The organism is Shewanella insulae (assembly GCF_009831655.1).
In the GTDB taxonomy this organism is placed as follows: Bacteria; Pseudomonadota; Gammaproteobacteria; order Enterobacterales; family Shewanellaceae; genus Shewanella; species Shewanella insulae.
Window position 1 is genome coordinate 160342 of the sequence record NZ_WRPA01000009.1, and the last position, 20209, is coordinate 180550.

At 55.2% G+C, this 20209-nt stretch carries 20 protein-coding genes and 1 tRNA gene; 7 read left to right on the forward strand and 14 right to left on the reverse strand.

What is annotated here, in order from left to right:
- Positions 1 to 338: 338 nt before the first annotated feature.
- A tRNA-Ser gene (locus GNT65_RS11525) sits at positions 339 to 429 on the reverse strand.
- Between the two features lie 189 nt (positions 430 to 618).
- On the opposite strand from GNT65_RS11525, the gene GNT65_RS11530 reads away from it, so the two are divergent.
- Positions 619 to 1110, forward strand: a complete 492-nt coding sequence (locus GNT65_RS11530) for a type IV pilin protein (RefSeq protein WP_160796348.1) — start codon at positions 619 to 621, stop codon at positions 1108 to 1110.
- A gap of 11 nt (positions 1111 to 1121) precedes the next feature.
- Here GNT65_RS11530 and yjjG read toward each other — a convergent pair whose 3' ends face one another.
- Complete coding sequence (yjjG, locus tag GNT65_RS11535; RefSeq protein ID WP_160796350.1) at positions 1122 to 1799, reverse strand: pyrimidine 5'-nucleotidase; 678 nt, start codon at positions 1797 to 1799, stop codon at positions 1122 to 1124.
- 162 nt (positions 1800 to 1961) lie between these two features.
- Between yjjG and lepB the strand changes: the two genes are divergently transcribed.
- Entirely contained in the window at positions 1962 to 2630 is a 669-nt protein-coding gene (gene lepB, locus GNT65_RS11540; protein ID WP_160796352.1) for a signal peptidase I, read from the forward strand.
- Between the two features lie 28 nt (positions 2631 to 2658).
- Here lepB and GNT65_RS11545 read toward each other — a convergent pair whose 3' ends face one another.
- The gene (locus GNT65_RS11545; protein ID WP_160796354.1) at positions 2659 to 3123 is read right to left on the reverse strand and encodes a hypothetical protein; all 465 of its coding nucleotides are present in this window, start codon (positions 3121 to 3123) and stop codon (positions 2659 to 2661) included.
- Positions 3124 to 3302: 179 nt separating this feature from the next.
- Between GNT65_RS11545 and ubiD the strand changes: the two genes are divergently transcribed.
- Entirely contained in the window at positions 3303 to 4784 is a 1482-nt protein-coding gene (gene ubiD / locus GNT65_RS11550; protein WP_160796356.1) for a 4-hydroxy-3-polyprenylbenzoate decarboxylase, read from the forward strand.
- Between the two features lie 134 nt (positions 4785 to 4918).
- The gene (fre, locus tag GNT65_RS11555) at positions 4919 to 5617 is read left to right on the forward strand and encodes an NAD(P)H-flavin reductase (protein ID WP_160796358.1); all 699 of its coding nucleotides are present in this window, start codon (positions 4919 to 4921) and stop codon (positions 5615 to 5617) included.
- A gap of 87 nt (positions 5618 to 5704) precedes the next feature.
- Here fre and GNT65_RS11560 read toward each other — a convergent pair whose 3' ends face one another.
- From GNT65_RS11560 to GNT65_RS11610, 11 genes are all read right to left on the reverse strand, one after another.
- Positions 5705 to 6985, reverse strand: a complete 1281-nt coding sequence (locus GNT65_RS11560) for a winged helix-turn-helix domain-containing protein (RefSeq protein WP_160796360.1) — start codon at positions 6983 to 6985, stop codon at positions 5705 to 5707.
- Between the two features lie 181 nt (positions 6986 to 7166).
- A complete protein-coding gene (locus GNT65_RS11565) occupies positions 7167 to 8018 on the reverse strand; it encodes an ABC transporter permease (protein ID WP_160796362.1) in 852 nt (283 codons plus the stop codon).
- Entirely contained in the window at positions 8015 to 8944 is a 930-nt protein-coding gene (locus GNT65_RS11570) for an ABC transporter ATP-binding protein (protein WP_160796364.1), read from the reverse strand. Before GNT65_RS11570 ends, GNT65_RS11565 begins: the two co-directional genes overlap by 4 nt.
- Positions 8941 to 10239 carry a nitrous oxide reductase family maturation protein NosD gene (gene nosD / locus GNT65_RS11575; RefSeq protein ID WP_338091774.1) on the reverse strand — a complete coding sequence of 433 codons (1299 nt, stop codon included), beginning with the start codon at positions 10237 to 10239 and terminating at the stop codon, positions 8941 to 8943. Before nosD ends, GNT65_RS11570 begins: the two co-directional genes overlap by 4 nt.
- Before the next feature lie 46 nt (positions 10240 to 10285).
- Entirely contained in the window at positions 10286 to 10774 is a 489-nt protein-coding gene (locus tag GNT65_RS11580; RefSeq protein ID WP_160796369.1) for a nitrous oxide reductase accessory protein NosL, read from the reverse strand.
- Between the two features lie 55 nt (positions 10775 to 10829).
- Positions 10830 to 11777: an NrfD/PsrC family molybdoenzyme membrane anchor subunit gene (gene nrfD / locus GNT65_RS11585; RefSeq protein ID WP_160796371.1), complete on the reverse strand. Its 948-nt coding sequence runs from the start codon at positions 11775 to 11777 to the stop codon at positions 10830 to 10832.
- A gap of 2 nt (positions 11778 to 11779) precedes the next feature.
- Positions 11780 to 12484: a 4Fe-4S dicluster domain-containing protein gene (locus GNT65_RS11590; RefSeq protein WP_160796373.1), complete on the reverse strand. Its 705-nt coding sequence runs from the start codon at positions 12482 to 12484 to the stop codon at positions 11780 to 11782.
- A gap of 60 nt (positions 12485 to 12544) precedes the next feature.
- Positions 12545 to 13237: a tetratricopeptide repeat protein gene (locus tag GNT65_RS11595; RefSeq protein ID WP_160796375.1), complete on the reverse strand. Its 693-nt coding sequence runs from the start codon at positions 13235 to 13237 to the stop codon at positions 12545 to 12547.
- A 28-nt stretch (positions 13238 to 13265) separates the two neighbouring features.
- Positions 13266 to 14051, reverse strand: coding sequence for an FKBP-type peptidyl-prolyl cis-trans isomerase (locus GNT65_RS11600; RefSeq protein ID WP_244952159.1), 786 nt, complete (start codon positions 14049 to 14051; stop codon positions 13266 to 13268).
- Between the two features lie 84 nt (positions 14052 to 14135).
- Positions 14136 to 14561, reverse strand: coding sequence for a rhodanese-like domain-containing protein (locus tag GNT65_RS11605; protein WP_160796379.1), 426 nt, complete (start codon positions 14559 to 14561; stop codon positions 14136 to 14138).
- 81 nt (positions 14562 to 14642) lie between these two features.
- The gene (locus tag GNT65_RS11610; protein ID WP_160796381.1) at positions 14643 to 16682 is read right to left on the reverse strand and encodes a cytochrome c3 family protein; all 2040 of its coding nucleotides are present in this window, start codon (positions 16680 to 16682) and stop codon (positions 14643 to 14645) included.
- A 474-nt stretch (positions 16683 to 17156) separates the two neighbouring features.
- Between GNT65_RS11610 and GNT65_RS11615 the strand changes: the two genes are divergently transcribed.
- The 3 genes from GNT65_RS11615 to GNT65_RS11625 are packed head-to-tail and all read left to right on the forward strand — an operon-like array spanning position 17157 to position 20172.
- Entirely contained in the window at positions 17157 to 19109 is a 1953-nt protein-coding gene (locus GNT65_RS11615; protein ID WP_244952160.1) for a heme lyase CcmF/NrfE family subunit, read from the forward strand.
- Positions 19109 to 19555 carry a cytochrome c-type biogenesis protein gene (locus GNT65_RS11620; protein WP_244952161.1) on the forward strand — a complete coding sequence of 149 codons (447 nt, stop codon included), beginning with the start codon at positions 19109 to 19111 and terminating at the stop codon, positions 19553 to 19555. The genes GNT65_RS11615 and GNT65_RS11620 overlap by 1 nt, the downstream gene beginning before the upstream one ends.
- Entirely contained in the window at positions 19552 to 20172 is a 621-nt protein-coding gene (locus tag GNT65_RS11625) for a TlpA family protein disulfide reductase (RefSeq protein ID WP_160796385.1), read from the forward strand. The genes GNT65_RS11620 and GNT65_RS11625 overlap by 4 nt, the downstream gene beginning before the upstream one ends.
- Positions 20173 to 20209: the final 37 nt, after the last annotated feature.

Consider the following 20209-nt stretch of genomic DNA (forward strand, 5'->3'; position numbering starts at 1 on the left):
GCCCCAGAGGACAGAATGAAAAGCGCCGACAAGGCAGTGCCCAGCACTCGAAAGCTAGAACGAAAAAAGGCTTCCATTTCTGGAAGCCCTTTTTCTTAATTTGGTGAAGTGATAGCTAGGTTTAAATGTTAGGAACCCGGCGGTTTCTCATTTCCTATATGCTAGATAGCACAAAGCCCGCTAAAAAGCGGGCTTTGTTAATGTGGCAGAGGGATAGCCAGATCTAAACATTAGGGACCCTAGGTTCAAATTACTTTTTTGCTTAGTCGCTTAGGTACAACTCAACTAAGGCTAGAACGAAAAAAGGCTTCCATTTCTGGAAGCCTTTTTTCTTAATGTGGCGGAGAGATAGGGATTTGAACCCTAGACGGGCTATAAACCCGTGCCGGTTTTCAAGACCGGTGCATTCGACCACTCTGCCATCTCTCCGAACGCCGAGAATAGTAAGGAAATGGACTTTAAATGTAAAGCCTAAATTTCACTAACTGAGCAACAAATAATCCATTAAGGCATTTTTCGATGACAAATGCCTTAAAAACAACCTTTTCTGACCTATTACAAGGATCAAACACCTTCTCAGGGTGTAATATAGGCACAAAGCCAATCTAAGGTAGCAAGATGAAACGTAACGGATTTACCCTGATTGAACTTGTCATCACAGTCATCATACTCGGAATTTTGGCTACCATAGCCCTGCCACGCTTCATCAATATCCAGTCTGACGCCCGCATCGCCGCCCTACAGGGACTCAAGAGCGAGATGAGCGGCACACTGCCCTTGGTATTTACCAAGGCCAGCCTGGAAAATCTGCAGACTCAGGCCAGCACAAACATAAGCCTCAACGGCGATCAGGTGGAGCTAGCCTATGGTTACCCCGCCGCCGACTCGGCCCACGCCTGGGATCTATTGCTCGAGGCCAGCTTTGCCGATGCTGTGTTCAACGCCGACGACCCGGCCGACTGGTACTTTCACAATAACAAGGCCGAGCCTTTTATCCGCTTCATGCACCCAAGCAAGAAGTCCAGCGGCGAGAACTGCTACCTCAAATACACCCAGGCCCTGAGTACTACCCAGGGCCCGACCTTCGAGATTGTCGATTCGGGCTGTTAACCGGTTAGGCATTAGCCCTTAAGCAGCAGGTGTTGCAGCTCGGTGAGTGACGCCACCTGATAGTGGGGCGTGATCCCCTCGGGAGCTGGCTGACTGGCACGGTTAAGCCAGCAGGTATCGAAGCCGGCGTTAAGCCCACCTTGAATATCCGAATGGGGGTTGTCTCCCACCATCAACACATGCTCTCTGGGCGGATGGGCCATCTGCGACAGAGCGTGTTCGAAGATCGCCACGTCGGGTTTAGCCACCCCAACTTCTTCCGAGATCACCACGGGTGAGAAGGCATGCAGCAAGCCGGTACGTTCCAGGCGCACCGTCTGCAGGTCGGTAAAGCCATTGGTGATAATGCCCATCTTCACCTTGCCATAGAGGGCATCCACCAACTCGGCGGCGCCGGGCAGCAGGGTGCAGATATCGGCCATGGCCTTTAAAAAGGCCGAGTTAAGGTGCTCTGCGGTCACAGAAAGCTTCTCGGCCCAACGCTCGAAGCGGGTCACCTGCAGGTGGCGGGCGCTGATCTTGCCGTCTTGGTAGTCCACCCACAAAGGCAGATTAACCGTTTGATACTCTTCGAAATCGGCTAGGGTGAAATCCACGCCGAAGCGCGAAAACATCAACTGTAATCCTTTGAAGGCGTCGAAATGAAACAGGGTTTCATCGGCATCAAATAATATCCACTGGTACTTCATTCTCTCTCCATGGGTAAGGCCTTAGGACAACAGGCTGCACTATATCAATGGCGGACTGAGCAGAGCAAAAATATTTGCTTACGCTTATGGGATAACAGAGCAGGAACCACTCGGGCGATGCGGCATCTGAAGTTAAGACACTTTACTTTCCAAGGAGTTGGTATGCTAAAAAAAGTGATGCGACAAGTGAAACAACATCGCCAGTTCATTCTATTTATCGGCCTGATGCTGGTGTTTCGTAGCGCGGTGGCCGACTGGAACCATGTGCCCAGCGGCTCCATGCTGCCCACCATAGTGCAGGGTGACCGCATACTGGTGAACAAGATGGCTTACGACCTGCGCCTGCCCTTTACCCATGTCAGCCTGATGAAACTGGCCGACCCGGAGCGCGGCGACATCATCACCTTCGACTCGGCAGTGGCCGATAAGAAACTGGTCAAACGCATCATAGGCCTGCCCGGCGACACCCTGGCGATGCGTAACAACCGCCTCTATCTCAACGGCGCGGCCCTCAACTATCGCGCCGAGCCGCTGTCACTTACAGATAATACCAAAAAAGCCTTTAGCGTTTGGCAAGAGGCCCTGCCCGGCAAGCCCCACGCCATCCGGCTGAATGACCGGCCCTCGAGGCTGGCCAATTTTGGCCCGGTGACTGTCCCAGAGGGGCACTACCTGACGCTTGGGGATAATCGCGACGCCAGCGCCGACTCACGGGTCATCGGCTTCGTTCCGCGCAAAGAGATCACCGGCAAGGCCCATAGGGTAGCCTTCTCCAACGATCCCGAGCACTACTATTGGTTTAGAAGCGAGCGCTGGCTACTGCCTATCTAATTCCTAAAAAGAATCATCAGAGCAGCAGCTACTCAAGCTTGACGTAGCTGTCGCTATTCCAATCGTAGATATATTCCACCCCTTGCCACTCATATACCGTCCTGCCCTCTTTCACCCTCACCCTGGCGTTTGCGGGTAGGCTATGAATGGCGTGGCTCTGGGTGAAACTCGTAGTGACCCGCTGAGGCGGGGCCAGCGGTTTGGGCTTGCGGTATTTACGCGGCTGGTAACGATAGGGATAGCGCCAGCTATCGCGCCAGTAGCCATAGTTGCCATGGCGCCAATAGGGAAAACCTGTGCCTATGCCGATCCGCCAGCGCCAGGGATCATAGAAGTCTCTGTCCCAGTCGGGACGATACTCCCAATCGGGATCCACGCCAAAGTCAGGATCCACCTCGAACTCATCGTCTATCTTGAGCGCCCAGGTATCGTTCACCATGGGCGGCAAGGCGCCTAGCCAGAGCACGCCTGCTAGCAGCAATAAAGATTTCATATCGGGCTTCATCTTGCTACCTCACTCTCAAGGGGTTTACCGCATCTTACCCTTAATTATACCCCCTGAAAATCTTGTCATGTGGGGGGCGCAAAGCCGACGCAAGCTATTTGGGAATAGCGCCCATAAATGGTATAGTGCGCGCCATATCACATTTTTCTCAACGCGAGTATTTCCAAATGAGTTTTAAGGATTTACGCAGTTTTATCGATCACCTCGAAGCCAACGGCGAACTCAAGCGTGTCTCCCATCCTGTCGATCCCCATCTGGAGATGACAGAGATCGCCGATCGTGTGCTGAGAGCCAAGGGCCCGGCGCTGCTGTTTGAAAATCCTGTCGGCAAGACAATGCCAGTGCTGGCCAACTTGTTTGGCACTCCTAAACGCGTTGCCATGGCCCTGGGCAAGGAAGATCCCCTCGCCCTGCGCGATGTAGGCGAACTGCTGGCCTTCCTCAAGGAACCCGAGCCGCCACGCGGCTTTAAAGATGCCATCTCCAAGATCCCTATGTTCAAGCAGGCGCTGAACATGCCGCCCAAGACGGTACGCAACGCCCCTTGCCAGGAGGTAGTGGTCAGCGGCGATGAGGTGGATCTCACCAAGCTGCCGATTCAGCACTGCTGGCCGGGCGACGTGGCTCCGCTGGTGACCTGGGGACTGACCATCACCAAGGGCCCTAGGCAGAAGCGACAAAACTTAGGTATCTACCGCCAGCAATTACTGGGCAAGAACAAGCTGATCATGCGCTGGCTGGATCATCGCGGCGGCGCGTTGGACTTCAAAGACTTTAAACAGCAGCATCCGGGCGAACGTTATCCTGTTGTGGTGGCGCTGGGCGCCGATCCTGTGACCATACTGGGCGCGGTGACACCTGTGCCCGACGCCATGAGCGAGTATGCCTTTGCCGGCCTGCTGCGGGGCGAGCGCACCGAAGTGTGTAAGGCGCTGAGCTGCGATCTCGAGGTGCCGGCCACCAGCGAGATCATCCTCGAAGGTTATATCGAGCCCGGCGAGATGGCTGAAGAGGGCCCCTACGGGGATCACACGGGTTACTACAACGAAACCGACGAGTTCCCCGTCTTCACCGTGACCCATGTCAGCCACAGACGCGACGCTATCTACCACAGCACCTACACCGGCAGGCCACCCGATGAGCCCGCCATGCTGGGTGTGGCACTGAACGAGGTGTTCGTGCCTATCTTGCGCAAGCAATATCCGGAGATCGTCGACTTCTATCTGCCGCCCGAAGGCTGCTCCTATCGCATGGCGGTGATCTCCATCCGCAAGCAGTATCCAGGGCACGCCAAGCGGGTAATGATGGGCGCCTGGTCGTTCCTGCGCCAGTTCATGTATACCAAATTCATCATCATAGTGGATGAAGATGTGAACTGCCGTGACTGGAACGATGTCATCTGGGCCATCACCACACGGATGGATCCTAAGCGCGATACCGTCATGATAGACAACACCCCTATCGACTACCTGGATTTCGCCTCACCAGTGGCCGGACTCGGCTCCAAGATGGGGATGGATGCCACCAACAAGTGGGAAGGGGAAACCGACCGCGAGTGGGGGACTCCTATCGTCATGGACGAAGCGGTCAAACAGAGAATCGATGCTATCTGGGACGATCTGGGCATAGACGACGCCCCGACACTATAATCAATATCAGGCGTAGACTAATCGTCTGAATTTTAAAAATAAATCGAAGAAGTTAACCCTTTGAATACCTGTATAATTTAATCGGGTATTCAGAGGAGCTAAACCTCCACAGAGAGGGTCTGAAAGGAAAACCAATGAACACCATACGCTGTAAAGTTGAACATGTTACCGCCTTTAATGATGCCGTCTATCAGGTAGCCTTAACCCCAGAAACCAGCTTCGAATTTAAGGCTGGTCAGTACCTTTGCGTCGTAATGGGTGAAAAAGATAAACGTCCCTTCTCTATCGCCTCGGCGCCTGGCGCCAAGCAGATCGAGCTGCACATTGGTGCCGCCGTCAGCGAGAGCTACCCCATGCAGGTGGTCGAACGTTTACAGCAGAGCGAATATATCGACATCGAGGCGCCGGGCGGCGAAGCCTTCCTGCGCAGCGACAGCCACAGACCACGACTGCTGATCGCCGGTGGCACCGGCTTCTCCTACATCAAGAGTATCGTCGAGCAGGCGATCGCCCAGGATCAGAAGGTAGAAACCACCCTCTACTGGGGCTGCCGTAACCAGGACACCATGTACTATGAGTCTCTGGCGCGCCAGTGGCATCAGGATCACCCCTGGCTACATTTCGTGCCCGTGGTAGAAGAGTCGACGCCAGATTGGCAGGGTAAGACGGCCAACCTGTTGGCCCAGATCAAGCAAGACTATGTCAGCCTCAACGGCTATGACATCTATATCGCCGGTCGATTCGACATGGTCGGCGCCGCACGTGAAGTCTTCCGTGAGATCGGCGTCGAAGAGGAACACCTCTACGGTGACGCCTTCGCCTTCATCAAGTAAATCTGAACCGCGAAATCTTAGACGCTTAGCCCCAGCCTGAACTAGCCGGGGCTAAGTCGACTCGCGTCCTAACACACCAGAAGCCAGCTATAGCGCCACCTTCTCATATTTGGTCCAGGTCACCAGGTTGCCGAGCAGAGGCACCACCCAGACGGCCGTGCCGTTGTCCGCATGCACCCTCATGTAAAACAGCTCCTCGTCGCGAATGTTATGTTTGCGGATCTCTCGATAGAAATGCATCGCCGAGGCACTCACCACATCGGGCATGATGAGATCTTTCTGCCTCACCTTCACATGAAACACGTCCACATCCAGTTGCCCTAGCTTCTGGCGATACTGCTCGAACTCGCCGCGGATCTGATACTTGATCGGCGTCGTCAGGCAGTCCTGATCTGTAATACAGGCACGGGAGTAGAACTTACCGCCGAGAGGCTTCTCATACACCAGAGAGATCCCTATATCGGCACGCACCAACAACTCATCGGCCACGGGAAAGTAGACGTCTCCATTGTAGTGATGTTCCACCAGATCGCCGCCTGTCTCACTGGGGGGGATAAGAATACGGTTGTAGCGTATCCGCTCCTCCATCCGCTTACTCAGCTCGACAAATTCCACCATATTAAGCCCGGCGGGCTTCAGGTCTATTGCAGTCAGGTTGACGATCTTGTCTCGGCGACACTCGCCGCGCTCATCCAGATCGCAGACCGCCATCGAATAGTGGCTACCATCGGTAAAGGCAAAACCATCAAAATTATCGAATCCAGCAATGCTGTTGCTCTCAGGCGCAATATGCTTCTGCCACATGGAGGGATGCAGGCTATTGCCCCCCTTGGGATGGATAAGGCTCAACGGCCGCGTGGTGCCACCTAGATTTACCTCGATTTCATGATCCGAGACCCAGGTAGCCGCATGTTTCATCACCTGATGATAATCACTCTTATACCAGAGGGTCGCCACAATCCCCAGCAGGATTAGAATGCCACTGACCTTGACCATCAAAGAGACATCGATGAGCGCATCTTTGATCGATCCTGCATCGCTAACCGCCAACATGGTCACATGGGATTTGGGCGACACATGGAGTTGATAGCCACGCCGTGCTATGGTCTTCAACTGTATCTCGGGAAAGGGTTCCAGCTTCTTGCGCAGGGTACTGATGCACTGTGTCAGCGAGGTTGCCGCCACCACGCGTTCTGGCCAACCCACTGCAATCAAAACCTCCTTGTCGCAAATAGCATCGGGCTGTGACAGCAGGTGCGCCAACACCGCCGACTCGGAAAAGCTCAGCCCTATCGTGGCGCCACAGGTACGATCGTGCAGTTGGTGCGCCTCATCATCGAACTCAAGATATGGCGTAATTTTTAACACCTGACACCTCAATAATTTCTAATCGTGAATTAGAAATATCTTATTGTTATCTTTGGCATTTTATTAACATCTCTCCAAAATTACCGTGATTACTGACTCAAATCCCCGGTCAGGACTTCAGGCTAGGACTCAGAGTGTGAACTAGCGCCCAAATACCCGCGTCCTGTTCCGATGCAAAGTACTACACCAACTTTTTCAAGAATACACGGCGAGTCCAATAGAGCAGCCCCACTAGCCAGGCGACACAGGTGCTCAGGAGCAGCGGCAGACTCCACTCATACTGGGCCAGCAGACCTAGACTGCCCAACGGGGCACTCGCGCCGAGCATGTTGATGGCACGGTAGAGATCGGTAGGATTCAATAGAATCAGCAGGTTCACCAACCACTGACTGGCATAGCCGAGATCCGCCACCAGGAGCAGCAACAGCAATAGATCATAGATAAGCACCAGGGCGAACCAGAGGGCTAACAGACTGCCCACGGCCCTAGCCTTCTCCGCCGACTTAAGACTGACCAGGTAGCTGATGAGGATGAAGATCACCGCCAGCACACAGCTACTGGCAATCAGCAGTGCGAATGCCGATAGAATCTCCCCCCAGCTCTCACCACGGCCAAACACTAGCAAGATGGCGGCGCTGCTGCCATAACTGCTGGCGATGGCGGTGAAGAGCACTCCACCATGGGCCAGCAACTTACCGGCAAGGATCTGCGACTTACTCACGGGATAGGTGAGCAGCAGCTGCAGTGTGCCCGCCTCCTCCTCGCCCACGAAGGCTTCATAGCTGAGCAAGATAGCTGCCAGCGGAATGATAAATACAGAGATGGTGGTCAAGGAGGCCACTACACTGCTCAGGCTCGGCAGTGACAGCGTGCCGCCGACGGCACTACCGGCGAAGGTCATGCAAAGCGCCAATAGCCAGAAGATGGCGAACACCACCATGACCCAGCGATTGCGCACGCTATCTTTAATTTCTTTGGTGGCGATCACCCAAATAAGCTGGAGATTTGGCCGTTTTACTGTGGTCAACATCATAGCTCTCCCGAGGTAAGACTGAGACCCAGCTCGCTCATCACTTGCATCTGCGCCATCTTGGCATGGTACACCTGAGCCAGATCTGGAAGTGTCACCTTCACATCAAACAACTGGCACTCTAGGGTCAGGTACTTCATCAACACCTCGCGTTGTGAAACGGGGCAAATCAAGTCACCGTCTCGATAGAAAGATTGTAATAGGGGGTGGGTCGCTACCAAGCCGGCCAGGGCTGGATGGGCCATGTGCACACCCAGGCCACAATTTAGCACCAGCTCATCTAGGGTGCCGAAGGCGAGTCTCTTTCCTCGACCAAGCACCAAGGCCAAGTCCAGCTGCGGCTCCACCAGCTGTAACTCATGGGTACAGACAATAGCCGTGCAGCCCTGGTCGGTCAGCTGCTTAAGCTTGTGATAGATAAACTGCGACGCCTGGGGATCCAGCCCCACGGTAGGCTCATCCAGCAAGAGCAGCCTGGGCCGCGCCAGTATTGCCTGGGCAAACCCCAGGCGCTGTTTCATCCCCTTGGAGTAACCCTTAACCGCCTTGTGCTGGGCATAGGCCAGGCCAAACTCTTCCAGCAAGGGGGCGACCGCCCGGGCAGAGACGCCTTTAAGCGCGGCGAAGTAACTCAGCACCTCGTGACCGGTCAACTTATCGTAGAAACTGATGTTCTCCGGCAGGTAACCGATGTCGGTCGAGGCGGCCTTCGATGCCGGGTTCTGGGTCTGCCCCAGCACACTCACCTCCCCCTGGCAGGGGTCCAGCAGGCCTAAGATCATCTTTATCAGTGTCGACTTACCCGCGCCGTTATGACCCAGCAACGCCATCAACTTGCCCCCTGGCAGAGAGAAGCTGAGATCGTTCAAGGCGCGCAACTCATCGAAATAGTGACTCACCTGATTAAAGGTCACCGCCATCTGGCTCATAGTGCCTCCCAGGCGGCGGAGCCAGCGCGACGTGGCGGCGCCATCACGGGATGGCTGTCGACCACACCGACCGAATGCTCGCCTTGCAACTGGTTATCCAGCCACTTCAATAATTTCACTACAGGACTCTCCATCAAGAACTTCGCCTCCGGATACAACCAAAACAGGCGATCTAAACTGTCATTGGGCAGATACTGACCATCGCCTATGCCATTGCCATCGAGATCCCAGCCCTGATAATCGCTCCAATAATTTCCTCGCCCCTGAAAACTCCACTCCACTCGCTGCTCGCCCACATAGCGCACCTGCGTGGCATTGGCCAAAAACTGATTTTGATAGACAAGGTTGTCCTCGCCACCGAGCGCCATGGCGATGCCTATCTGATTGCCGGCGATATAGTTACCGCTGATCTGATTGCGTTTGGCACCATAGACGAACAGCCCCTTGCCCTCACTAAAGAGATCCCCGGCGACGCTATTTGGCATCTGAGTCGCCTCTATCTGATTGGCCTGGATCTCAGCGTCATGGGTAAGGTTGAGCAGCACGCCAAACTCTTTAGCCTCGCGTACACGATTAAACACCAGGCGTATCCCCTCAGAGTTCATCAGGGCGTAGCCACCGCTGACCCGACTAGCCAAGTTATCCATGGCCTCATCCTGCTTGGTATACATATAATGCAGGCCGTATTGCAGCTCACAGAGATGATTGCCATAGACGCGGCTACCGATGCCAGATTCCAGGTAGATGCCGTCGCGCACCGTTTTGATACGGTTACCGCTGACCAGGGGATAGTTCACCCTAAGCAGATGGATACCATCACCGCGATCCAGCAAGAAGGTCTCGGCATCGCCCTCAATCTGATTGTCCTTGAGCTTAAGGTCACTGACCTCACTGGCGTAGATGCCAAAGCCGGAACCGCTCAGCTCATTGGCGACAATGGTCACCTCGTTAGCGCCAGGTAACAGGCGAATGGCGGCGTCTTTCTCATAGAGATCCCGCCCCCAGTTGCGTATCGCCAGCCGGGTAAGGGTCACGCTGGATGCGCTGACCACCAGCGCCGAGCCTACGCCTTGGGCATCTATGACGGCGCCGGGCTGGCCTCGCAGGGTCAGCGGCTGATTGACCTCGAAACGACCCAGATAACGCCCGGGCTGCAGCCGTATCTCTGCGCCACTTAGTGCAGATGCCAGCACCGCACGCAGCCCCTCGCTATCGGCCACCTCTATGATCTGAGGCCCATCGGCGGACAGGGCCTGCATAGACACTAAGCAGAGACCTAGACTCAAGGCCAGCACTAGATGCAGCCCTAGTCGTCGACAAAACCTGAGCCACAGGCACGGCCTATTTTGCCGACAGCAGCTCAAGGGTGATCTCGTCATATTCGAATACCGCGCCGCCATACTGCTGGGCGAAGGCCTCGGCCGCTGCCAGGGTAGAGAAAGGCGCCACAGCAACGCCCATCACCGCCTTGCGGTTTGAGCCATAGACATACCAGGCTTTTGTGGCTTCGATAAAATGCTCATCCTCCGGATGCTGCCAATCGGTCGCCGCCATATCGTGTACCCAGAGCGCCTCGACCTGACGGCGATTCTCGGGCTGCAGGGCAAACATAAACATATCCCGGGTCGAGCAAAACTTGGGCTGCACCTCGCCCTCCTTTAACTGCAGACTGCCCTTAGGACCTGGGTATTGCTTCACCATCATGCCGCACATGTGGCAGCGTTCGTGGTTACCTATCACTAAGCCGTCGTGACTATGGGTATCACTCTCGGCGGCGCCACAACCCGACATAAATAAGGCGCTGATAAAGATGAAGATAAAGGCTCTCATTATGACTCCTATAGCTAGTAATCAGCCCCTGTCACACAGGGGCTGAGCGAAATGGTCAGATAGCAAAGTTCTGACCGGCATAAAGGATAAACATCCGCAGACACATCATGCCGCTCACGGCGCACAGGCCTGAGAGGTAAAAGGCCTGAGATGAATGGCTAAAGTGCTTACCTGTGGCGAAGTTCAGCAGCAAGGGGCCGCCGAATCCCACACCCACGACACCCAGCCAGAACACCACGGACCAGCTACCTGTGTGGAAGGCCTCAAAGGCGCTCTGGGCACCGGCGTTACCTGTCACCAGCGACATGATGATCATGAAGAGGAACAGGGCTTCGGCAAACATGATGGGCCACTCGGCGCCATGCAGAATCTGCATGTCGCTACTGTGTCTATCTTCCTTAAACACCCCCACCGCCAGCATCTTCGCCGCCGCGGCGCCGGCCGACAGGCCAGAGGCCACAAATAGGGCCGGCAACACAGAGGTGTTGATGATGGGGAAGCGGATAAGCGCCGAGATCAAGAAGCCCGTGTAGGCACATACCGCCAGCGCCAGCACCAGCACTAGGGCCTCGCAGCTACGACGCCAGGGTCTGAGTCTGTCGATCAGCGGCAGCAGCGGCGCCAGCATAGGCAGGCGACGTATTTCCTCCTCCAATGCAAACAGGGCGATCAGGGCCACCAGCGGTATATAGGCTGACAGGGCGATCACCCCGACCGACATCACGGAGTTGAGGTTGTAGTAGACCAAGATGCGCCAGAAGAACAGCGGATTGGTCAGATCCAGCACCAGACAGAGCATGCCCAGGGCGATGGTGACGAAGGCGATCAGCGCCGATGCCTTGAGGAAGGGAGTATTGGCGCTCTGCTGTTTATAGAAGCGGATAAACAGGGCGACCGACAGCGCGCCGCCCGAGATACCGGCGAAAAACAGGTAAACGGCGATGGGCCAGGGCCAGGCGACCCCTTCCGAGAGGCCTATGGTAAATTCGAGTGTTCCGTCCATCTCTATACCCCCAACTTAACGATAGGTATGTAACGTAGGCTCGGCTCAGTGCCCAGATGGGCCTTGACCCGCACCGAATCCTTCACCGCCAGCAGGCGACTGACATAGGAGTTGGGGTCGTTGGCGTCGCCAAATACCAGGGCGTCATACCGACACTCCTGCACGCAGGCGGGCAGCTCTCCCTTGGCCAACTTGCTCTGCAGACAGAAGTCGCAGTTGTCGGCCACATCCGTCTCGCTGTTGATATAGCGGGCATTGTAGGGACAGGCGGCGATACAGTATTTACAGCCGGCACACTTGCTGGCATCCATGGTGACTATGCCCGTCTTGGGATCCCTATGGGCCGCGCCCGTGGGGCACACGGACACGCAAGGGGCGTTCTTGCATTGCTGACAGGAGACCCGCACATACTTGCGCTGACAGTCACAGTCTGTCTTGCCGCAATGCGGACAGGCCTGCCCGGCAACGGCAGATGACTGCTGCTCCAGTATCACCCGCGAGCGTCCTTCGGGCAGATTATTAGCCTTGTTACAGGCCTCCTTACAGCCGCCACACCCCACACATTTGTTTTGATCGAACACCATCACATAGTGCGGTGCAGCGTCTTGCCCTGTCTGCTCCTTAACGCTGCACCCCAAGGGCGCCAACATCAAAGAGCCGGCTCCTAAGCATTTCAGGAACCTCCGTCTCTCTATATTTTCACTCACAGCATCCTCCATCCGTCGGCACGCATGCCGACCTCATTGAATCTTTCATTTTGGTGACTTTTACTCAGATGCAGTCACGGTACGGTTAGCCATCTTCTGCTCAGCGTTGACAATCGCACTGTTAATCGATGCTCGGTTTATGTTGGGGTTATCGCTGTCCAGTAACTGCCGCCAATGGACGATCGCTTGCTGAAAATCCCTATTCAGATAAGCGTGGGTCGCCATCAGCAGCAATGACTGCACTTCCTCGGGGTCGAGCGCCAATGCCTGAGATATCACGAGGGAGACCTCAAGGCTCATGGCGCGGTTATCACGGTAATAGAGCGCCGTCGCCTTCATGCCATACAGCTCGGCGTCGGGCGCTATTGCCAGTAATTTGTCTAAGGTATCTACCGCCTCGCCATAGCGCCCGCCTTCGGTGTAGGCATTGGCCAGGTTAAGCAAGGCCAGCCGGTCTAGGGGCGTGTCAGCCAAGATGCGCGCATTCTTGTTGATGTCGGCGGCGATCAGGTAGTCGATATTTTCGTCGATCTGGCCGGTATGCCAGTCGTTGAAGCGGCCCAGCAGGCCATAAAGGGTGAGTGGTATCAGCAGTAGCATGCCTGTCACCACAATAGGTGTCAGGGTCTGCTTCCTAGCAGGGATGGTCGCATCGCCGGCCAGGGCGTTAGCCTCTTGATTGAAATAGTGGCGCCAGATAGGCGCAATAAAACAGACCAGGGTTACCGCCATGGCGAACACTAAACTATTCATAACAAGCACCTACTGCCGATAACCTAAACTAGTGGCCCATGCCCATCATGCCGCCCATACCCATGCCGCTGAGGCCCATTCCATGGGCGTTCTCGCCGGGCGCCTCCATCTTAAGTAGCTCGACGTCGAAGATCAGGGTCGAGCCAGGCGGGATCACGCCGACCACCTCCTTGCCATAGGCCAGCCCGGCAGGAATGGTCAGGCGATAGGTCGAACCCACATTCATCAGGGCGATCCCCTCTTTCCAGCCATCGATCACCGACAGCAGGGCGAAACGGTTGGGCTCGTCGCGCTCGTAAGAGTTATCAAATTCGGTGCCGTCCAGCAGCTTACCCACATAGTGCACTGTGACCACATCGGACTCGACCGGCTTAGGACCGTCACCCTGCTTGAGTACCTCATATTGCAGACCCGACTCGGTCACCTTGACCCCAGGTTTAGCCTGGTTGGCCGCCAGGTAGGCCTGGCCCTCGGCCTGATGCTTACTGGCTAAGGCTTCAAGCTTGGCGGCCTTGGCATTGTTGAGCCACTCGGCGCGGGCGTTGAGATGAGTCAGTATCTCTTCGTTGGACATCTTGCCCTCACCCTTGAGGGCATCTATCACCCCCTGAATCACGGTATCGACCTTGACCTGGGCCCCCAGGTCGACCTGGTTATAGATCTTGCCCGAGATGTAATGACCGACAGAGGCCCCTAATGCATAGGAGGCATCTTCGACCTCCTGGGGCGACTCACTTGCCGCGGCAAAGAATGACCAAGTGCAGGCCAGGGCTAAGGTGGTGACACGACAAGATTTCAGTAGATTCGCTTTCATATTCACACTCTCAATCATCTATTGCTCAAAATGTCTATTATTCAAAATGTCTATTATTCAAAATGTTAGGCAAAACTTTGTTTGTTATGGTTTTTCAATACTTCTACCCGACAGGCGCCAGCCATAGATCCCATCGTGCATCTGCATCACATTGGTGTAGCCCAGCTTCATCACCTGATGAGCCGCGATCTCGCTGGCATTGCAGAGACGATTGGCGCAATAAAACACCATGCGCGCCGCCTTATCCTCAGGCAGCAGGGTTTTCCAGTTATCGACATTGAAGTAGACGGCCCCAGGGATATAGCCCTCGGCCCACAACTCCAATGTGTTGACGTCGAAGAAGTAGACATCTCCCTGAGCCAGCAGGGCCTCGGCCTCGGCCAGGCTGATGGTATGCAGGATATGCTCGTATCTGTGCGCCGGCGCCATCTCGGCGCCGCCGCCCGCGAGGCTGCACAGCGGGGTTAGCCCCAGCAGCAGCGCCAGTGATAGCCCTAGTTTGGATTTCATCTTCTCTCTCCTCTAATACCCGGCGCCGGGAAGGCGCCGGGTGGTTAGTGATGAACCTAGATATCTCCAGGTTTCAGAGGCTTAGTGGGCCTTGGCCGAATAGCCGCTGCCGTCTAAGATCTTCTGCGCCTGCGTCACATAGGTGAGGGCCGCATCGAGACGTTTCTGGCTGTAACGGAAGCCATGGACACCCCAAGAGCCGTCTTGCTTGATCAGATCCACTGCGGCCTGGGCCTTCTCGGCCAGCATCAGCACCTGAGTCTTGTCTTCGGTAGACAGCTTAGTGACCTCGAGCAGCTGATCGATACGCACCAGCGCCTGCTCAACCTGACCGAAGACCTCTTTGATCGGCTTCTGCCACTTCATCACTTCGCCGTAGATCTCCAGCTGATCCTTGTAGTGCAGACCTGTTTCGAGTTCAGACTGGAACTGGCTATGACAACCCTTGTTTTCCACCACGTCGTGATCTGAGATAGAGGTGCGGGCACAAGACCACATGAGATCCAGGTAGGTACGACCCTCCTCGTTCTTAGCCACTGTCCAGCCCTTGGCACCCTTAGGTCCCTGGATCCTTGGCTGACCTTCTGGCGGGTTGAGTGTCTTACGCTCAGGGTCGACATCGATCTTCCACATGTGCGACTTACGCACCGCATCGAAGCCGGCCTGATCCGGGAACTGCATCGCCTTGAAGTTTTCACAGCTACCCATGTTAGGCATGTGACAACTCTGACAAGTCTGGTTGGCGTGGGTGTCTGTGTTGCTGGCAATCACAGTCTGCGCCTCGTGGCAGTCCTTACAGTCAGTCTTCAACTTAGGCTTGGTGATGCCTGACATCCAGGTACCGTCTGTAACCTCGTGAGGATCGTGACATGTGGTACAACGCATCCCTTTCTCGTAGTGCGCCGAGCCATACATCTGCGAGCCCTCGGTACCACAGGAAGGACAGAGCGACTTCATCTTCACGCCGAAGGCCAGTTCAGGCTTCTCCTGGGCGGCCGGGGTTTCGGCCATGGCGGGGTCGTACTGGAAGCGTTGGTGACAGCGTTCGCAGTTGGACTGCATGCCGCCGGTACCACCATCTAAGTGGCCGCCTGCACCGTGACACTCTTCACAGGCGATACCTTTACTGATGGTGTGTTCCTGCAGCTTCTTAGGATCGCCCAGGGCGTCGAAATATTCCTGCTTGGTCTTAAAGTCGAACTTGAAGGTATGGCATACCTCACAGTAGGAGCTGGCGGGTTGGAACAGCATCTCTTTACGATACTTGGCGCCGTAGGAGCTCATGCCCCACTGGTGAGAGCCGGAACCACCATAGGCTTCCAGGGTCGTTGGGAACTCAGGGATCACCGCATTGATCTTCTTGGCCATCTCAGGGGTTAACCACTCGGCCCAGCCACGTGAGAACTGGTTGGCACCGGCCACCATCTTGCCCGTGCCATCCTTAAGCAAACCACCCTCGATATGATAGGAACCGCGTACCAGCCAGGCATCGATGAAGCCATACTTGGTTCTCGGCGTACCTACAGTTGCATAGATCACATCCGGCGTGATGCCGTCGGGTAGGATAGAAGTATCCTTAGTGCCGTACATTGTCTTGTTGAGATCGTTATCCACCTCTGGGTGATCCCCGGGGAAACGGATCGTCTTGGCGTGGCGTGAACGACTCCACTTCTCATACTGAGTTGCGTGACACTCGGCGCACTTTTCTGGACCCACGAAGTTATTGGGATAGTCCAGAATCGACTTGGCCCCCAGACGGTACTGGACCGCTCTGGGTTTACCCGCCTTCTTGCTGTATTCGGGGCTGTGGCCGGTATCCAGATACTCTTCACCCCGGTCGCTGATGTGATAGTCGCCGACCAGATTGCCCGCTTCCTGATATTTGAACATAGGGTGGTTTTCAAACAGGAAATCAAACAGCTCGGCTTCTTGAACAATATAGTCTTGCAGAGTTTTGACACCATTAACCTGTTCCGTGCCCTGATAGTTTGCTATCGCCTCTTTGGCGGTCTTGCCCATCTCGGGCACGCTGTTGTATTTACCACCAGCGGCATTCACATTGGCAATGGCACCGAAACAAAATAGCGCACTTAAGGCTACCTTGTGTTTCCATCGTCTCATCATTCACTCCTAAATATTTTTAGTTTTATCTGTTTATGTTTAATTCCAAATCAGCTCATCCTTTTCGCTGGCGGGAATTAATTGGAATAAACCAAATCGTTAACCGAACGACTTATACAACTGAGCAATTTCAGTATTTTTCACAGACAAAGGAGAAAAAAGTTGAGCTGGCGCACATGGAATTTTTCGTGAGTTGTGAACAGATATAAAATCAAATTAAACAAAACCTTACGGATTGTTCGTGTGTAATTTTTTAGTTTTAAAAGCGGCATTTTTAGATCTCAAAAAAGCTCAAGCGGCTTTTTGAGTTATGAAAAATCTTGAGCGGGAAAACAGCTAAAAAGGACCCTGCGATAGCTCACAGAATCCGCCAGGGAGTTCGCCTAAGGTGAGGCCAAAACAGAGACAGACCAGGCTTATCCATCGCCAACTATATAGATGAATGGCTTGGTCCCCTTGGCTAAAGGCGAGACCATGACAGCGGAAATTGGCTTACTACTTCTTATTATCTCCTTGACCCTATGTTTACTCACGGCCATGAGCCCTTTCATGCCAGCCTGCGGTGTCAAACTCTGGCTTAAGCCTTACCAGCCCCTCTTTATTCGCCTTAATAGCCTGGCGCAGATGGCAAGCCTGTTTATCCTGACCTATCTGTTTCTCTGCGACGATTTTTCCGTGGCCTATGTGGCCAATAACTCCAACACCCAGTTGGCCAGCCTCTATAAGATAGCCGCCGTCTGGGGAGGCCACGAAGGCTCCATGCTGTTCTGGGTCGCCGTCATGGGGAGCTGGAGCTGTGTGATTAGCCTAAAACACGGCAAATCCCCATTTTTTCACTTTCTCCACGCCGTATTGGGCGCCATCCAGGCCGGACTAATCGCCTTCTTACTCATAGGATCGAATCCCTTCGCCAGACTCTTACCTGGCATTCCGGTAGAGGGGCGGGATCTCAACCCCATACTGCAGGATATAGGCTTGATTCTGCATCCGCCGCTACTCTTTATCGGCTATGTAGGGCTGGCGGTCTGTTTCGCCGCCGCTATCGCCGCCCTGCTGGATAGCAGTCAGCCCCTGAAGCAGCACTGCAAGCAGATGCGTCCCTGGGCAGTACTGGCCTGGGCCATGTTGACCGGCGGCAACGCCTTCGGCTCCTGGTGGGCCTACAATGAGCTCGGCTGGGGAGGATGGTGGTTCTGGGATCCGGTGGAGAATGCCTCCTTTATTCCCTGGCTGGTCGCCACAGCGCTGATGCACTCGTTAATCTTGGGTGAGCGACGAGACAGATTTCATGGCACCAGCCTGTTTCTGGCAATCTTGGGCTTCAGCCTCTGTCTGCTGGGCACCTTCTTGGTGCGCTCAGGCGTGGTGCAGTCGGTACATGCCTTCGCCGCCGATCCCCTGCGCGGCGGCGCCATGTTGACCCTGTTCGCCCTGGTCTCTATCTGCGGCTTTACCCTGCTGTTGCAGCGCCTCCCTAGCCTCTACCGACCGGTAAATAGCAATATGCTTAGCCGGGAAAGCCTGATGCAGCTGGGCAACCTTATACTCCTGGTCGCCGCCATCTCTATCTTGCTGGGCAGCTGCTATCCGCTGCTCTATGAAGTAGCAAGCGGTCAGAGCATCTCGGTGGGTGCCCCCTACTTTAATAGCCTCTTCATCCCGCTGACTTGGCTTATCTGTCTGCTCATGGGCGCCGCGCCTTTGATGCGCTGGCAAATATCAAACCCTGGCATACTAAGACAGTTAACGGTGCTTGCAGCTATCTGCCTGCTAATCAGCGTCACTCTTAACGCTCTGCTGCTGACAGAGTTTGCCGCCCACTTCCTGCTGGGCAGCTTTTCCTGCCTCTGGCTACTCGGCTGTACTGGGCTCTATCTGCATAAACGCCTGGCGGCGTTCACAGGCGCGGGGGATAACAGGCGCTACTACGCCATGTGCTTTGCCCACCTGGGTGTGGCCCTGAGCATACTGGGGGCCACCTGCTCCAGCTATTTTCAGCAGGAGGAGCTGCTCAGGATGGGGCCGGGGCAAGGCAAGGAATTGGCGGGCTATACCTTTATCTACCGGGCGACCGAAACCGTTTCCCACACCAGCTACAATGCACTTCAGGCCAAGATAGAGGTGAGAGACAGACGCGAGCAGCATCTGGCCTACCTCTATCCTCAGCGCCAGACCTTTAATAGCAACGCCATGCAGATCTCAGCCGCCGGGATCCATCGCAGCCTGTTTGCCGATCTCTATATCTCCATGGGCAATAGACTGAGCGATGAGGAGTTTCTGATTCGCATCAGCTACAAACCCCTGATTGGCTGGATCTGGATAGGCGGCCTCATCATGATGTTTGCCGGGTTGAGCCAGCTGCTTCCGCGCAAGATGTGCCAAGAGTCAAGGGCGCCCTCGCCGCAACTAGCGGTAAAAGGAGCCTGATGATGAAAGGAAGCTGGATCTTACTGCTGGTGGTCACCTTAGTGACTCTCCTTGGACCGACTAGAGCCCAGGCACCAACAGAAACGCATGGAAACCCACAGTGGCGCACGCCCGCTCAGCTCAAACACCAGGCTATAGAGATCGCCGCTGGCCTGCGCTGTCCCATGTCCGCCAATCAGAGCCTGCAGGACTCCCAGAGCCCAATCGCCAACGAGCTCAAGGCGGAGATCTATCTGCAGCTGGAACAGGGCAAGACGAGCGATGAGATTGTCGACTTCATGGTGGCCCGCTACGGCGAGCGTATTCGCTACATGCCCAGCCTAAGTGCCGGCACCGCCCTACTGTTCTTCGCGCCGCTTTGCCTGCTGGCTCTAGCGATATTCTGGTATCTCAGGCAGGCAGGTAGCGCCGCATCCTTTAACACCTCCCAGGAAGATAGATCATGAGAAAACCACGACTTGCCCTGCTCAGCCTCGCCCTGTCCGCTATAACTTTAATGACACCGACTGGCTGCGCCCTGGCCGCGATGCCGAGTACCAAGGTGTATGACACAGGGGATAACCTGCCCAAGCCGATGATCATGTCGCGCTTCGTGGAGATGACCAGCGCCCGCCGGGTCGACGAGGCGACATTCGAGGATCTCAGCGGTCAGCAGGTCAGGCTGAGCGACTACCGGGGCAAGCTCGTCTTAATCAATCTGTGGGCCACCTGGTGCGCCCCCTGCATCAAGGAGATCCCCATGATGGATAAGATAAGACGGGACAATCTCGACAAAGATCTTGTGGTCTTGCCCCTGTCCATCGACGAGGCCCATGATGAGGTGGGCGCCTTTCTGGCTCGCCACCAGTTAGCGACTTACCCCACGCTAATCGACCCTAAGCGGCAGGTGGAAACTATGCTGCCGGCCAACATAGTGCCCGCCACCTACGCCTTCGACGGCGAGGGGAATTTAATTGGATTTCTAAGGGGTTATCTAGACTGGGGCGACAAGGCGGTGCAACCCTATCTGGAACAACTCACCGCCAAATATGCCAGGCCGAACAAAGCGCAAAGTCTTCATTAAGCAATGGCGCCCTTAGGTGCCACCCACCATCACTTTA

What these genes read in the sequence shown, in the direction of transcription:
- fre (WP_160796358.1), top strand. Translation starts at nt 4,919, where the DNA reads ATGAACACCATACGCTGTAAAGTTGAACATGTTACCGCCTTTAATGAT.
- GNT65_RS11530 (WP_160796348.1), top strand. Translation starts at nt 619, where the DNA reads ATGAAACGTAACGGATTTACCCTGATTGAACTTGTCATCACAGTCATC.
- GNT65_RS11625 (WP_160796385.1), top strand. Translation starts at nt 19,552, where the DNA reads ATGAGAAAACCACGACTTGCCCTGCTCAGCCTCGCCCTGTCCGCTATA.
- GNT65_RS11570 (WP_160796364.1), bottom strand. Translation starts at nt 8,944, where the DNA reads ATGAGCCAGATGGCGGTGACCTTTAATCAGGTGAGTCACTATTTCGAT.
- GNT65_RS11610 (WP_160796381.1), bottom strand. Translation starts at nt 16,682, where the DNA reads ATGAGACGATGGAAACACAAGGTAGCCTTAAGTGCGCTATTTTGTTTC.
- lepB (WP_160796352.1), top strand. Translation starts at nt 1,962, where the DNA reads ATGCTAAAAAAAGTGATGCGACAAGTGAAACAACATCGCCAGTTCATT.
- yjjG (WP_160796350.1), bottom strand. Translation starts at nt 1,799, where the DNA reads ATGAAGTACCAGTGGATATTATTTGATGCCGATGAAACCCTGTTTCAT.
- GNT65_RS11580 (WP_160796369.1), bottom strand. Translation starts at nt 10,774, where the DNA reads ATGAGAGCCTTTATCTTCATCTTTATCAGCGCCTTATTTATGTCGGGT.
- GNT65_RS11615 (WP_244952160.1), top strand. Translation starts at nt 17,157, where the DNA reads ATGACAGCGGAAATTGGCTTACTACTTCTTATTATCTCCTTGACCCTA.
- GNT65_RS11595 (WP_160796375.1), bottom strand. Translation starts at nt 13,237, where the DNA reads ATGAATAGTTTAGTGTTCGCCATGGCGGTAACCCTGGTCTGTTTTATT.
- nrfD (WP_160796371.1), bottom strand. Translation starts at nt 11,777, where the DNA reads ATGGACGGAACACTCGAATTTACCATAGGCCTCTCGGAAGGGGTCGCC.
- GNT65_RS11620 (WP_244952161.1), top strand. Translation starts at nt 19,109, where the DNA reads ATGATGAAAGGAAGCTGGATCTTACTGCTGGTGGTCACCTTAGTGACT.
- GNT65_RS11545 (WP_160796354.1), bottom strand. Translation starts at nt 3,123, where the DNA reads ATGAAATCTTTATTGCTGCTAGCAGGCGTGCTCTGGCTAGGCGCCTTG.
- GNT65_RS11600 (WP_244952159.1), bottom strand. Translation starts at nt 14,051, where the DNA reads ATGAAAGCGAATCTACTGAAATCTTGTCGTGTCACCACCTTAGCCCTG.
- GNT65_RS11565 (WP_160796362.1), bottom strand. Translation starts at nt 8,018, where the DNA reads ATGATGTTGACCACAGTAAAACGGCCAAATCTCCAGCTTATTTGGGTG.
- ubiD (WP_160796356.1), top strand. Translation starts at nt 3,303, where the DNA reads ATGAGTTTTAAGGATTTACGCAGTTTTATCGATCACCTCGAAGCCAAC.
- GNT65_RS11605 (WP_160796379.1), bottom strand. Translation starts at nt 14,561, where the DNA reads ATGAAATCCAAACTAGGGCTATCACTGGCGCTGCTGCTGGGGCTAACC.